This window comes from Bartonella sp. MU37NMGALS, assembly GCF_042194015.1.
Lineage (GTDB): Bacteria > Pseudomonadota > Alphaproteobacteria > Rhizobiales > Rhizobiaceae > Bartonella > Bartonella grahamii.
In genome coordinates, this window is the sequence record NZ_JBHIML010000002.1 from 132,365 (window position 1) to 145,311 (window position 12,947).

16 protein-coding genes are annotated in these 12,947 nt (G+C 37.0%); 3 read left to right on the forward strand and 13 right to left on the reverse strand.

Annotated features, from left to right (window positions below; genetic code table 11):
• Nucleotides 1-152: 152 nt before the first annotated feature.
• Genes ACFIJP_RS01925 through ACFIJP_RS01970 form a run of 10 tightly spaced genes read right to left on the reverse strand, consistent with a single transcriptional unit; the run spans nucleotide 153 to nucleotide 6,220 of the window.
• A complete protein-coding gene (locus tag ACFIJP_RS01925; protein ID WP_375625285.1) occupies nucleotides 153-554 on the reverse strand; it encodes an EexN family lipoprotein in 402 nt (133 codons plus the stop codon).
• 2 nt (nucleotides 555-556) lie between these two features.
• A complete protein-coding gene (locus ACFIJP_RS01930; RefSeq protein ID WP_375625286.1) occupies nucleotides 557-991 on the reverse strand; it encodes an EexN family lipoprotein in 435 nt (144 codons plus the stop codon).
• Nucleotides 991-1,365, reverse strand: a complete 375-nt coding sequence (locus ACFIJP_RS01935) for an EexN family lipoprotein (protein ID WP_375625287.1) — start codon at nucleotides 1,363-1,365, stop codon at nucleotides 991-993. The genes ACFIJP_RS01930 and ACFIJP_RS01935 overlap by 1 nt, the downstream gene beginning before the upstream one ends.
• Nucleotides 1,365-1,673 (reverse strand): EexN family lipoprotein, encoded by a 309-nt coding sequence (locus ACFIJP_RS01940; protein WP_375625288.1) that lies wholly within the window; start codon nucleotides 1,671-1,673, stop codon nucleotides 1,365-1,367. Before ACFIJP_RS01940 ends, ACFIJP_RS01935 begins: the two co-directional genes overlap by 1 nt.
• A 2-nt stretch (nucleotides 1,674-1,675) precedes the next feature.
• Nucleotides 1,676-2,092: an EexN family lipoprotein gene (locus ACFIJP_RS01945; protein ID WP_375625289.1), complete on the reverse strand. Its 417-nt coding sequence runs from the start codon at nucleotides 2,090-2,092 to the stop codon at nucleotides 1,676-1,678.
• A complete protein-coding gene (locus ACFIJP_RS01950; RefSeq protein ID WP_375625290.1) occupies nucleotides 2,092-2,358 on the reverse strand; it encodes an EexN family lipoprotein in 267 nt (88 codons plus the stop codon). Before ACFIJP_RS01950 ends, ACFIJP_RS01945 begins: the two co-directional genes overlap by 1 nt.
• 24 nt (nucleotides 2,359-2,382) lie before the next feature.
• A complete protein-coding gene (locus tag ACFIJP_RS01955) occupies nucleotides 2,383-3,162 on the reverse strand; it encodes a type IV secretion system protein (protein ID WP_375625291.1) in 780 nt (259 codons plus the stop codon).
• A complete protein-coding gene (locus ACFIJP_RS01960; protein ID WP_375625292.1) occupies nucleotides 3,159-5,519 on the reverse strand; it encodes a VirB4 family type IV secretion/conjugal transfer ATPase in 2,361 nt (786 codons plus the stop codon). The genes ACFIJP_RS01955 and ACFIJP_RS01960 overlap by 4 nt, the downstream gene beginning before the upstream one ends.
• Nucleotides 5,519-5,842 (reverse strand): type IV secretion system protein VirB3, encoded by a 324-nt coding sequence (locus ACFIJP_RS01965; RefSeq protein WP_375625293.1) that lies wholly within the window; start codon nucleotides 5,840-5,842, stop codon nucleotides 5,519-5,521. Before ACFIJP_RS01965 ends, ACFIJP_RS01960 begins: the two co-directional genes overlap by 1 nt.
• Nucleotides 5,843-5,869: 27 nt before the next feature.
• Nucleotides 5,870-6,220, reverse strand: a complete 351-nt coding sequence (locus tag ACFIJP_RS01970; RefSeq protein WP_375625294.1) for a TrbC/VirB2 family protein — start codon at nucleotides 6,218-6,220, stop codon at nucleotides 5,870-5,872.
• A gap of 159 nt (nucleotides 6,221-6,379) precedes the next feature.
• Between ACFIJP_RS01970 and ACFIJP_RS01975 the strand changes: the two genes are divergently transcribed.
• Nucleotides 6,380-7,123, forward strand: a complete 744-nt coding sequence (locus ACFIJP_RS01975; protein ID WP_375625295.1) for a nuclease — start codon at nucleotides 6,380-6,382, stop codon at nucleotides 7,121-7,123.
• Nucleotides 7,124-7,572: 449 nt separating this feature from the next.
• On the opposite strand, the gene ACFIJP_RS01980 is transcribed toward ACFIJP_RS01975, so the two are convergent.
• Nucleotides 7,573-9,357 (reverse strand): MFS transporter, encoded by a 1,785-nt coding sequence (locus tag ACFIJP_RS01980; protein WP_375625296.1) that lies wholly within the window; start codon nucleotides 9,355-9,357, stop codon nucleotides 7,573-7,575.
• 1,862 nt (nucleotides 9,358-11,219) lie between these two features.
• Between ACFIJP_RS01980 and ACFIJP_RS01985 the strand changes: the two genes are divergently transcribed.
• Together ACFIJP_RS01985 and ACFIJP_RS01990 are read left to right on the forward strand one after the other, a co-directional pair.
• Nucleotides 11,220-11,576: a helix-turn-helix domain-containing protein gene (locus tag ACFIJP_RS01985; RefSeq protein ID WP_375625409.1), complete on the forward strand. Its 357-nt coding sequence runs from the start codon at nucleotides 11,220-11,222 to the stop codon at nucleotides 11,574-11,576.
• A 42-nt stretch (nucleotides 11,577-11,618) separates the two neighbouring features.
• A complete protein-coding gene (locus ACFIJP_RS01990; protein WP_375625297.1) occupies nucleotides 11,619-12,050 on the forward strand; it encodes a hypothetical protein in 432 nt (143 codons plus the stop codon).
• A gap of 46 nt (nucleotides 12,051-12,096) precedes the next feature.
• On the opposite strand, the gene ACFIJP_RS01995 is transcribed toward ACFIJP_RS01990, so the two are convergent.
• Nucleotides 12,097-12,540 carry a hypothetical protein gene (locus ACFIJP_RS01995; protein ID WP_375625298.1) on the reverse strand — a complete coding sequence of 148 codons (444 nt, stop codon included), beginning with the start codon at nucleotides 12,538-12,540 and terminating at the stop codon, nucleotides 12,097-12,099.
• 3 nt (nucleotides 12,541-12,543) lie between these two features.
• Complete coding sequence (locus ACFIJP_RS02000; RefSeq protein ID WP_375625299.1) at nucleotides 12,544-12,870, reverse strand: YqjD family protein; 327 nt, start codon at nucleotides 12,868-12,870, stop codon at nucleotides 12,544-12,546.
• Nucleotides 12,871-12,947 lie beyond the last annotated feature (77 nt).

Consider the following 12,947-nt stretch of genomic DNA (forward strand, 5'->3'; position numbering starts at 1 on the left):
AGTTGAGCAGCTAAAGCGCAATAGCGATGTGTAATGGTGCTATCCATTATTTTTGTAAGGGAATGCATTACAGTATTATCTATCCAAGTAAATACGCCTTTCGTTATTATTGCCATTTAGATGCTCCACTCTTCATTGTATATTTTTATAATTTAATTGTTATTTTGTTCTTCTGCCGCGCGCTCTTTCGCTCTTCGTTCTTCCTCAGCACGCTCTTTTGCTCTTTGTTCAGCAAGGAATTTTTGATTCTCTTCTCTCATTTTTTTAATTCTGGCTCTCATTTCAGCTTTCAATTTTTCCATTGATTTGCGATTTTCTTCGTCAATTTTACGACTTCTTTCTGCTGCTTTTGCTTCATATTCTTTCTGAAGTTCTAAAAATGCTAACCGCATGTTTTCACAATTCTTTGAAGTTCCTGCGAATCCACATTTCGCATCCCACTCTAGGCGTAATTTTTCATCTTTTTTAAATTCTGCGACGCTATAGGTTTTTTCACAGCCAGCAGCGATAATTCCAGTGCCAAGTAGCAATGTTGTTATGAGAACTTTATTCATGATTAATGACTGTCCTGTTGTTGTTTAGCGCGCTCTTCTGCTTCTCTTTCGGCTTGTTCTTTTGCTTTTTGTTCTTCTTCAGCGCGCTCTTTTGCTTCTTGTTGTTCTTCAGCGCGTCGCTTTGCTTCTTGTTCGGCTCGGAATTTTTCATTCTCAGCTCTCATTTTTTCAATCCAAGCTTTGTGTTCAGCTTTAAATTTTTCATCTAGTTTACGGTTTTCTTCTTCAGCTTTTTTCCGACGTTCCTTTTCAAGTTCTAAAGCTGCTACTCTTAGGTTTTCACAATTTTTTGAAGTTCCTGACCATCCACATCTTGCACCCCATTCTTCCATCAAATTTTTATCTTTTTTAAATTCTGCGACGCTATAGGTTTTTTCACATCCAGCAGCAATAATTCCAGTGCCAAGTAGCAATGTTGTTATGAGAACTTTATTCATTATTTATTGTCCTGTTGTTGTTTAGCGTGCTCTTTTGCTTCTCGTTCGGCTTGTTCTTTTGCTTTTTGTTCAGCTTTCCATTTTTCATGTTCAGCTTTTTGTTTAGCCATAAGTGCATCCATACCTTTCCTATACTCCTCTGCTGCTTTACGACGTCTTTCTGCTGCTTTTGCTTCATATTCTTTTTGAAGTTCTAAAAATGCTAACCGCATGTTTTCACAATTCTTTGAAGTTCCTGCAAATCCACATTTAGCATCCCACTCTAAGCGTAAATTTTTATCTTTTTTAAATTCTGCGACGCTATAGGTTTTTTCACAGCCAGCAGCGATGAGCCCTGTGCAAAATAGCAATGTTGTTATGAGAACTTTATTCATTATTTATTGTCCTGTTGTTTAGCTTTAGCGCGTTCTTTTGCTTCTCGTTCTTCTCGCCTTTTATTTATTTTCTCTAGAGCTTTATTATAATTTTCTAACGCTCTCTTAGAATGTTCTTCATCAAGTTCCTTCGCGGCTTGTCGCACATTTTGACAATTTTTCGAATTATCAGAAGCTCCACACTTCCATTGAAACTCTCTTATTAAGCTTTCATTTTTTTTAAATTCTTCTACGCTGTAGGTTTTTTCACATCCAGCTGTGATAATTCCAGTGCAAAGCAGCAATGTTGTTATGAGAACTTTATTCATGATTAATGACTGTCCTGTTGTTGTTTAGCGCGCTCTTCTGCTTCTCTTTCGGCTCGTTCTTTTGCGTTTTCTTTAGCTTTCCATTTTTCTAGTTCAGCTTCTTTTTTTGCTATTTCGGCTTGCCTTCTTTCATGTTCAGCTCGCATTTCGGCTTCAAATTCTTCCTTCGCTTTACGCATGTTTTCGTTGTGTTCCCTAATTCTCTCTTCAGCTTTTGCTTCATATTCCTTTTCAAGTTCAAGTTGTGCTAATCTTAAGTTTTCACAATTTTTTGCAGTTCCTGCGAATCCACATTTAGCATTCCACTCTTCCATCAATTTTTTATCTTTTTTAAATTCTGCGACGCTGTAGGTTTTTTCACATCCAGCAGCGATAATTCCAGTGCAAAGCAGCAATGTTGTTATGAGAACTTTATTCATTATTTATTGTCCTGTTTCTTTTCAGATTCTTGTTTATCGTCATTTGTTGAGCCAAAGCCTCCCCATTTTTTACGGGTTTCAAGTTCAGCTTGCTCTGCATTTTTACAATTTTTCGAATTCAAATCCCCTGACGTCAAACATTTCACTAATACTTCTTCCATCAGTTTTTTATTTTTTTTAAGTTCTTCTACGCTGTAGGTTTTTTCACAACCAGCAGCGAGAAGCGCTGTGCAAAGTAGCAATGTTGTTATGATGATCTTGTTCATATTCAAGCCCCTCTTTTTTCTCGTTTATTGACCACGCATTTTTTGGGCCAAAGCTTTGGTTCGTGCTTTAAATTCTTCTATTTCACGTCTTTCTGCCGCTTTTTCTTCTGCTTGTTGAATCATCATGGCGGCTTGCATTTGGAGTATTTTTGTTTGGAGGTCTGCTTGTACCGCTGCTAATTTTGCTTGAATGCCTTGAATTTTACCCGCATCTTCAGTACTTCCAAGTTCGTCAAGGAGCTTGGTAATGTTTTTTTGTGTTTCACTGGCTTCTTCGTAGACGTCTTGTCCTTTGGCTGCTTGTCCTACTACGCGCTGTTCAGCTTTTTTCACTTCCTCTGCGTAAAAAGCATCTACTGCCTCTTTTGAGTCTGCTCCGCCTGAGGGCTCTTTGTATTTAAGTTCTTCTTGCCATTTTTGCGCGTTTTTGCTGCCACCACCGCCGCCGCCACCGCCACCGCCACTGCCCATCGATTGTTGAAAGTGGTTGAAATCTGAAGGGAGGGCGCCACTGCTCCCTTGCTTGTTAAACATGTCTTTCAATCCCGAGACGTCAGGCTTGACATTTAGGGAGTTATATAATTGTTTCGCTTGATCGAGCTGGCTCTTTAATTGCTCAAGCTGTTGTTTGCCTTGTTGAATTTGTTCTTGCAATTTGCCAAGCTGTTGTTGGCCTTGTTGAACTTGTTTAATCATTTGTCCAAAAGCCTTGGGATCAAATACAATACCGCCAAAACCAAATGAATTGGTTGTTAAACCCAAAGAAATTGCGCAAAGGGCTGTTGCCAATAAAAGTTTTTTCATTGTTTTGACCTTTCTTGAAAAATAGGAAGCCATTTTTCTGGAGATTGTCCAACTTCATCCATAATGGTCTCTAGGAGTTCAATATTCTTGGTGGTGCCACTTAAAATGGCTATTTCATCATCAAAGCCGCGTAAATTTAGCTCTGCTACAACTGAACTTTGCCCTTGTTTGATGAGAAAACGCCGTGACTCACGGCTTAATTCTGATTGTATCAGGTTAAATTCTCTGTCCGATAATTTAAAACCTTCTACATAATCCCCATGATTGCCCTTTTGATTGGGAAAATAAATCTGTGTTGGACATTGCTCTATAATGGTGTGAGCAATGGTCGAATTGATCGCATCTTTGGGAGATTGTGTTGCAAACAACATCAAACCATTTTGTTTACGGATAGTTTTCAGCCTGTCTTGCGCAAAGGCTTTAAAGGAATCATCCTCTAAGGCTTTCCAAAATTCATCAATGACAATGATAATACGACGCCCATCAATCAGAGATAAAATCCTATGAAAAAGATACATCATCAAGGGTGGACGAATTTCATTATTGTCTAAAAAATCCGTCATGTCATAACCAATAAATTTTGCATCAATGCCAATGTCGTCATCAGGATTGTCAAAAACCCACCCTAAGGCATTGCCTTTACACCATCTTTCTAAACGGCCCGATATCCCCTCCCTGTGCGTGGTGTCAAAAAACATTTGTAAGGCCGAGATTGTCCGTTGTTCTTTTGGCAACAAGGCAAGCTGCTCAACAGCTGCCGTGATGTCTTGTCTTTCTGATTCACTGATCTTTTGATCTTCAGACGAAACAAGCTTTATAATCCATTGGCGTAAAAAAACTCTATCTGCTGGATTGTTATAGTCTAAGCCTTTTAGCGGTGCTATGCCTGTCGGTCTACCATTCTTCAAGGGCATATAAGTGCCGCCACCCGCTCTGACAAAAAGTTCTGCACCCCGATCTTTGTCAAAAAAGACCATATTGGGATCATGCTTTTGAAGTTGTGCTAAAAGAAAATTGACAATAACCGTTTTCCCAGAACCAGAGGGACCACAAACAAACGTATTGCCTAAATCACCAAAGTGAAAGTTAAAATAAAACGGTGAACCAGCAGAGGTTTTCATCAAGGCTACCGCTGGTCCCCACACATTGCCATCTATTTTCCCAACCGGAAAAGAATGAAATGGAGAAAGCGCTGCATAATTGCGGCTTGTTATTGCACCAGAGCGGGTGCGATAAGCATAATTGCCAGGCAATTGTGCCCACCAAGCTGCTGCTAACCCTAAATCTTCCCGCGCAATGACAGCCCCACCATCTGTGAGACGAGAACGCGCTTTGGCAAGATTATCCGCTAACTCTTGCGGCGTATCAGCAAAAACTGCCAATGATAAATGATGCTCCCCTAAAACAAAACGATTGGATTCAAGATCATCAAGCGCATCATCTAGCTCCATAATTTGTGAGCCCGCACGGTCTCCTGCATTGACCATTTGGTTTTGTTTGCGCCCCATAATCTGCTTGGCAATGTTTTTGCTCTTGAAAACAAAAGATTGGGTGAAAATAAACTCAAAGGGAAGGGTGAGCAAACCATCCGCCATGCCTACCCTGGTTTTTGCTGGATATTCTTTCCAACCAAACATGCCCGCAAACCGTTGTTCCGCCTCGGTGCGTATTTCTATGATCTCTTTTCCAAAAATGAGACGGTCTGAATAAACAGTCGAAGCTATCGTCCCCCATGTGAGAGGGATACGTTCACGACGACCTCCCACCAATTGGTGGATAAACTCACTTTGCTGCGAATAAATATTACCTTCATGTTCATAAAGGCTCAGTCTTTTTGCACCATAACGCTCTAAATTTTGAATAAGATCTGTGGTAATATCTTCAAGCTTGCGAATGGACTCTGCATCAACTTCTGTCTTTTCTTGCTTGGCTTTGCCTAAACGTTTGAAAAACTCCACTAATTTATCCGTTTGATCAACGTGTGGATTCCACAAAATCGAAAGATAAAGATCATTGCGATAAAGCTCCTGTGAAACCATCCGCTCGCGATATTTATCATCTAATTGCTTGGCAAATGCCGATCTGAAAGTCCCATCCGGATAAACGGTTTCACGCTTTCTGATAATATGGCTATAAAGCGCTATCCGTTCATCCGCTATGTTTTTAAACAGATTATTGAGCTGTTCGTGAAGCACATTCAGATCAATAATATCCGCTGTCTCAAAGTTAATGCCTTCAAGTTTAATAACGGACATGAGAGCGCGTGAATCCAGCGCAATGATGTGTTTATTGACATGGCGCACATAAGGAATGATCGCTTCTGGCTGCTTTTCACGTTTGCGCTCTGTTCTATTCATTATAATTCCTCATAATTACGAATTAATCGTAATGGAGAAATACTTCCCCCACCCCATAGACTCGAATTTCTGGCAAAAATAGATGTCTTTTGCCATGTCAGAAGAATACGAAATTTGTTATGGTCATGCTTTAGGATTTCCTTGAATATGAAATGTAGCATCACACCAAAGGTGATAAGAAAAATATTGCCTGCCATAATGAACAATATCATCGTTCCTATCGCATTTAATCCCATAGCTTCCACCGTCACGCCTGCAATCATTGCAGGGCGCGTGCAAGCAAGAAATAACGTATCTTCTGTTAGCTTGTCGTGCTCTTTCATGGCTTTGAAAGGCTAAAGTTAAGCGAATTAAGACATAAACATTGATGCGATTTGCGATGCACCAAAAACAATGCCGATGCCAACACAAACGAAAAAAGCTTTACGCATTTCAACATAACCAGCAATCCATGCAAGCCCAATACCAGCAACTGCAATGGTTGCAATTGATTTTGCAATGTTTCCTTTTAAAGCATCAACTATTTTTTGAAGAGCAGTTTCAACTTTTCCGAAGCCGCCATCAGCAAATGCTGGCTCACTCAGTGCCATGAAGGCAATAAACAGCATCAATGCTGCTGTTAACCATTTCTTTTGGGTGTTGGATAGAATAGTTTTTTGTAAGGTATGTTCACAACTGAACAAATTATTCATGTTTTTCATGAAAAATTCCCCGCTTTATGTTTAAGTTGATCGTAAAATTAATATTCAAAATATTAATCGGGAATCATATAAATGAAAAAAATATTTTTTTCTATCGATAAATTAATAATATTTAATCTTTTATTATTTAATGAACAATAAAATACAGTAATATTCAAAATGATACTTTTAAAATATCTTCGAGCAGCGCCTAAATATATTGTCTTAATTTGTATTATTATTTTGGGATACTTTTATTTAAGTCAAGATAATGAACAACTTACTCAAACTTCTTTTTTAAAAGGATCAGAAAAGACAATTGGAAACCCCGTTCAAAGTCCGAAGTCACAATTGATAGATTATGCAAACCAACAAGACGTAAATCAACAAAATGTGGTGTTGCATTCAGAACCAATCGCATCACAATTTTATGAAGAAAATGTGCCGGTCTATTCCGGTGCTATACAGGTTACAAGTGGTGTGACCTTTAAAATGATCACGCTTGTAGATGATGGATGGAGAAAAAAGATTATCCGTGATATCCGCTTATATGGTGTGGAAAGCTGTGAAATGAGGCAATTTGCCTCACGCAACGGAGTTAAGTGGCCTTGCGGTGCTTTTGTTACGGCTTGGCTTGTTTCAAAAACAATTGATAAAAAGGTTACTTGTCGGCAAGCACGTGTCGTTCAACAGGTTCATTATGCACAATGTTTTGTAGATGGGGTTGATCTGGCGCGGTTGGGGCTGGCAGAAGGGTTGATGGTGTTGACAAAAGATCAGCATCACTTTCCCTCCCCAGCAGACTATAAAACCCTACAATCTGCTGCTCAAAAAGCACAAAATGGCTTATGGTCGAGCAAATTTCAACAACCAGAAGATTGGCGAAGAGATCACGGGAGCTATAATCCCATTGACCATAATTAATATTGACCATTATTGATAAAGCGTCTTTTCAAGCGCTATTTAAAAATCAAGACAATATTCCATTACAAACTTTATTAGGTAAAAGTTAATCATAGTCCACACAGTCCTTGGTGGACAACTCTCATGATGAAAAATTATTGTGTTTAAAGCTCGCGTATGCATATAGGTTGCTCACTACAGCGCTATGTAAGAGCGCGTTCCCTTGGCTATACGTCATTTCGTTTTGCTTTTTAAATGAAAGGCTTTCTGCCTCTCAAACTCTTATATATTTATGAAGTAAATCATAATCGAGCTCAAAAGGCTCTCCACCAGAAAGAATAATAAAATCAGATTTTATGTCATTTATTGGATATAAAGATTCAGGCAACGCGTCATCTCTCACCATACATTCTATCGAATACGGACAATGATTGCAGCCCGCACTGCAATTTTCATTACAAATTACAATATTATCGCCCATGAAATTTCTTATTCAAGTTCATATAATCCAATACTAATTGTTTCATGAAAATATTTTGGTATAGACAAAGATCAGAAATTTTTTTAGCCACAAACGCTTTTATCATTGGTAAAGCTTCATCCTTTGATATAGACAGCAAATGAGAAATATAGTCTATCCGTTCTTCTAAATTGAGAGATAATCTTGGACTGGTGAAAAATGTTAAGATATCCAATTCCGGACTGGCTTCTTGACATAAATCCCAATCCACTACCATAAAAGAACTATCAGGAGTAACAATGATATTATCAGGATGTAAATCTCCATGTGATAAGATTATATTCTTGCTTAATCGATCTTGAAAGATCTTATTGATTTGATCAATAATCGCCTTTTGATGTAGAAAATCCATTTGGCTCAATACAGTACCCCGGATAAACTCCCATTCGACTACTTCATCGCAAAGTGTTATCAAATTTGGTGCAGGATAGAGACTTTGTCGAAAAGAGCCATCCTTGATGTTTTCATTAATGCACGATGCTTCCGGATAAATTTGCCCATAGCAAAACTCTTGATGCTTGCGTTTCAAGAAATGTTGTTTTGACGATTGTGCATTTTCAGGCTGTAACCAAATGATTTCTTGTTTTCTGACAAAAATAATTAAAGAAGCCCCCCCAAAAATCACAGCCATAATCACTGCCAACCATAAATTAGCTTGCCAGAATGTTGAAAAAACATGACCGTATAAAAAACTGAATGCAAAGGATACAACAGCTGTAATAATGGCTGTAAATGATAAAACAGTCGCGATAGCTTTGGGATCAATCAGTGAATTGATAAGAAGAGACGACAGATAAGATCGATAAGCGGATTTAAAAACACATAGCAGTAAAAATCCTAATATAAGAGCCGCAATGATTTGAAATGACATGAGAAAAAAAGCAATGGTTACCATACAACCAATCATTAAGACAGGAAAAATAGGATTTTGAAACTTTGAAAAATACTTCTGAAACAATATATTGGAACTTGCTGAAAAAAAATTCCCAATGATAAAAATAATCGAAACCAAAATAGCAGGTTGAAATGGCAAAAAATCAGAAAATGCGATAGAAACAGTTCGATTGTTAACCAAAATAGCAAAAGCTGAAACTGCACTTAAAAAAATAAGAGTGAAGCGATAAGGATTTTTGACTTCTTTACCGCTGGCGCACATAACTGTGAAAATATTCGGATGAGCGTTGATATGAAAACTATCTAATCCCTTCGTCAGTTTTGAAAACATAAAAATAGCAAAAATTAATGAAAGGACTTGAAAAATCACAGGCAATGCAGGATGCACATAATAAAGTATTCCCCCTAAAAAAATAAGTACCGTTGTCACACTATAGGTAACAGCAGCCACCTCGGACTTAACGGAAAACAGTGTGCGATGCTTTGGTACTACAGAAAAGAGTAAACTATCTTCCGCACCTGAGAAACAAGCGGCTGCTGATGTAATACACAACAAATAAGTGGCATAAGCAAAATATGCATAATTCATAAAAAGAGCTAAAAAACCGCAAAGAAAGAAAAACAGACCAGTATAAATAACGCGCTTACTTCCATAAACATCTGATAATAAACCCAAGGGGACTTCTAAGATCAAAGGAAGCAATAAAAAATAACTACCGATTAAAACAATTTCCGCTTGCGACAAATGCAATTTTTCCGACAAAAAAAGTGGTAAAACAGCAACCACTAGAGCAGTAGACTTGCTAACACTATAAATCTTAAATTGCTTAACCTTATCCACAAAATACCTTCCCACGACATCCGCTACATGCGCCAGATTCTTTCAAAGATTTTAAAACGCTTTGAGCAGACCAATCTATTGCCTCATAATTTTGTAGATTCCCAAAAGCTTCTGAATAAAAGCGATTTTTTAAATCTCCATTATAGTCCAATACCAAGGATGAAAATGGAAATAAACACATTAACGGCGACGAAACGTACGTAGAATTTTCGTCTAAGTAATAATTAATACAATTTACAAAATTTTGTGACGTCCATGAGATTTTCCTTTCTTGGAACTTTTTATCTATATAAATCTGGAGGGGGGATTCTTTCCTTGATAATTCATCTCTCAAATGAAAAAGTGAGGCGTTTGGCGGAAGAGTTTTGTTTCTTAAAGCCTTAGATCGATCCTTTGTATTATTTTTTCTAGAAAAACTAAATGACGACGTATCGAGCGGCCTGAATCCGATATAATGGACATCTTTGCTTATACAAAAATCGATAAAATTAATAATATTTTCTAGAATCTCTTTGGTAACTGTCGCTCTTATTCCTATACTTTGCAGAGGTTGAAGATTCTTAACTGTTTCAATGTTTTTCCACACGCGATCAAATTTATTCGTCCCCCGTATATCATAATATCCTCCTCATATTGTTATTATGTGCCTTATTTATATTCAAGACAATTAGTATTTTGTAAAAAGTCTGAAGACTTATAACTTTATAATTGTAAAGTCAATTTAACTGTATTACGCAATATTCAGTTTGGAAAACAAATTGGCCTATACTGGTATAAATCGAAAAACTCTTTTGATCAGCTAATTTCCATTTTAATTATTAAGTTCATTCAAAAAGTATTATTCTTGATTTCAATGGTTATTTCACTTCAATCGCAATAAGAAATATGCAATGCTCTGCTTTATCAAGTAATTTTAAAAAGGTTTTTTTGGGCTGAAATAAAGAATAGTTGTTGCGTAAATCAGCTTCTCAGAAGAAAAATTTTTCAATTATTTTTCTGTTTTAATTGTAATTTTGTGAAATACTACTTGCGGTAAAATTACCTTTAAAAGAGGTTCTATTCGACGCTAAAATACAAACTTTTATTTCTTATTAAAGATACAATCATATTGATTTATAATGATAATCTAGCGTTATTCATATTGAATTAGACCCTCGAATAACGCAAGATTCTCTCATTCCAAACCTGTTTATGTTGAATCAATCAAAACCACTCGCTTGCACATAACAAGCGGGATGAGTGTGTGGATCAAATTTGTATAAGAAAGAACTAAAAATGGTTCTTATGTTTTTATCTAGAATTTGTTTTGGTAGCTTGTTTGTAAAATCTTTACCATATTGAAAATCTTTTTTTTAATATAGCTTTGGCCTTGACACGCTTTTTTCGAGCTATGAGTCGTTTCAAATAGAGGGAAATATAATGGCAAAAAAATAAAAACCCAACTGCGTTAACAGAAGGGTTTCTAAAAATAAGATATCCGGTAAATTAATAGCATTATTAGTAAAGTACTCTCAGTTTAATTTGTCGTGATGCATTCTACAAAAGAAATTTTTTGGAAAGAGGGTGTTTTTAACGTCTTTTTGCCTCTGTTATGAGGTTAAAACAATTATGGTTAACAAAATATCTGGAAGACGAATAGATGCACATCATATAGAATATAGAAAATTAGCCGAAATTGCTGAAATGGGGGCTGTAAGTCGGGGATAATTAATTGGATTGACTAGAAAATTAGAGAGGGCTGGTTTTATACGAGAAACAGAAGGTAAACTTCCCTTGGCTTTATTGAATACAGCTTCGACATCTTCATTTGAAAAAGGGCGATTTCTATCGTTTTCAAAAGCAATCAACAACTTGTTTATGACATTAGTCGTAGTGAAGGACGTGTTAGTCGATTGCTTTCACGTCTTTATGATTGTGGTCTTGTTGTCATGCGGGATTCTGGAAACTTTAAACGCTCTTCAGTGCGAAGCCGTAGTCATGGAATTATAATAGCTTGCGGAATTGATTTACGTATTCTTGTTGCTCGATATCATGAACTTAAGCAAAAAACAGACGAAGCTATGGAAGCTTATGATAAAAAGAAGGAAACTTTGCGTTATTTTAGGGGATTGGTGCGTCAAATAAAAACCTCTTACGCTGAAATGGAAGTGACACCGCTTATGTCATTGCTTTTTTCTAGAATGCAAAAAAATCATTCATATTATTGGGTGGCCGGCTAAAGCTTTGGTGGAAAAATTGCACAAAGCGATAGGTCTTTTTGAGTGGATTTTAGAAAGATTTTTAAAGCAAAAACATCAAAAACAAGATACAGGCATTTTGCTAACAAGATACACATAGAACATACAACCCCTAACTATGATTGTAATTGTAACAAAAACGAGTGTTCAGAAAAATCTGAACACACTCAAATCAATAACATGACCTTTGGTCATGAAAAAAAGGCTTATGAAAAAATAGAGAAAGGTAGAAGCGAATTATCCCTATCTTCAAAAAACACTACATTGCTTCCAATCAAACCAGAATTTTTAACGCAAGCTTTGCCTCATGTTGCTATGTTCATGAAACATGGATTGCAATCTGAAAGAGATTTAATCGGATCCATGGATTTTTTAGCGAAAATAAAGGGGATTTCTTTTCAGGAACTTGAAGAAGCTAAAGAGACTATGAGGAAAAAGATGTGCTTTCTTTTATAGTAAAAGAAAGCACATTGGGGGGATTAGAGTGACAGCTTTACATATTTTACTTTGAAAAGCGGTCTTTTTTATCTTTTTTCCATAGAAAATAAGTTACAAGTCCGAGAATGGGAACTCTCAATTTGGCAAAAGGGAAATGTTGACTGAGAGCTGCAAGGCTGGAAACGGTCGCGTCTGTCATTAGTTTTTGGCGTTGTTCTTCTGTCTTTTTTTGTTGGTCATAGCGTTGATAAGCCTTGAGAACACGATTGATAATAAGACCTAATCCTGCAAGAGAAAGACAAATTAAAAACATGATACTAGCGGCGGCAAGAGGTTTCATAACAGAACATAACGCAATAAAAACGATGATACATAAAAAAAGCAAAGACATGAAGAATGAAATGCCAATAAACCCATAGCAAATTGCTTGAAGGCGTACTTGTTTGACTGTGCTTTTAAGCCCTCCACCGACAAGATGGTTTAAAAGAGGAGCGATAAACTTATGCATTGCTTAACGACGCAGTAATTGAGAAAGAATAAAACCAACCCCTGCAGCAAACAAAACGCTTTTACCAGGATTTTTGCGAACGCATTGATGCATGGTTTGTTCAAGATCACTGATTTTTTCTTTTGCTTGAGACATCATGTCTTCACCACGTTCTTTCGCTGAGTGATATAGTTTTTCCGCTTTGTCTTTGGCGGCGTTGAATTTGTTTGCACCAAGATCTGTTAGGGTTGAGGTAATCCCTGAAATTTCAGTGCGTAACGTTTCTAATTGTCCTTGTAGGTCTTTTTCTACGGCTGATTTATCGTGCTGTGTTGTTTTATTATGGGCCATGATATTTTTCCCTCTTGATTCATTATATTTGTATTGGTGTGTTCATAGTGATCATTTGCATTGGAGTGAAAATTTTC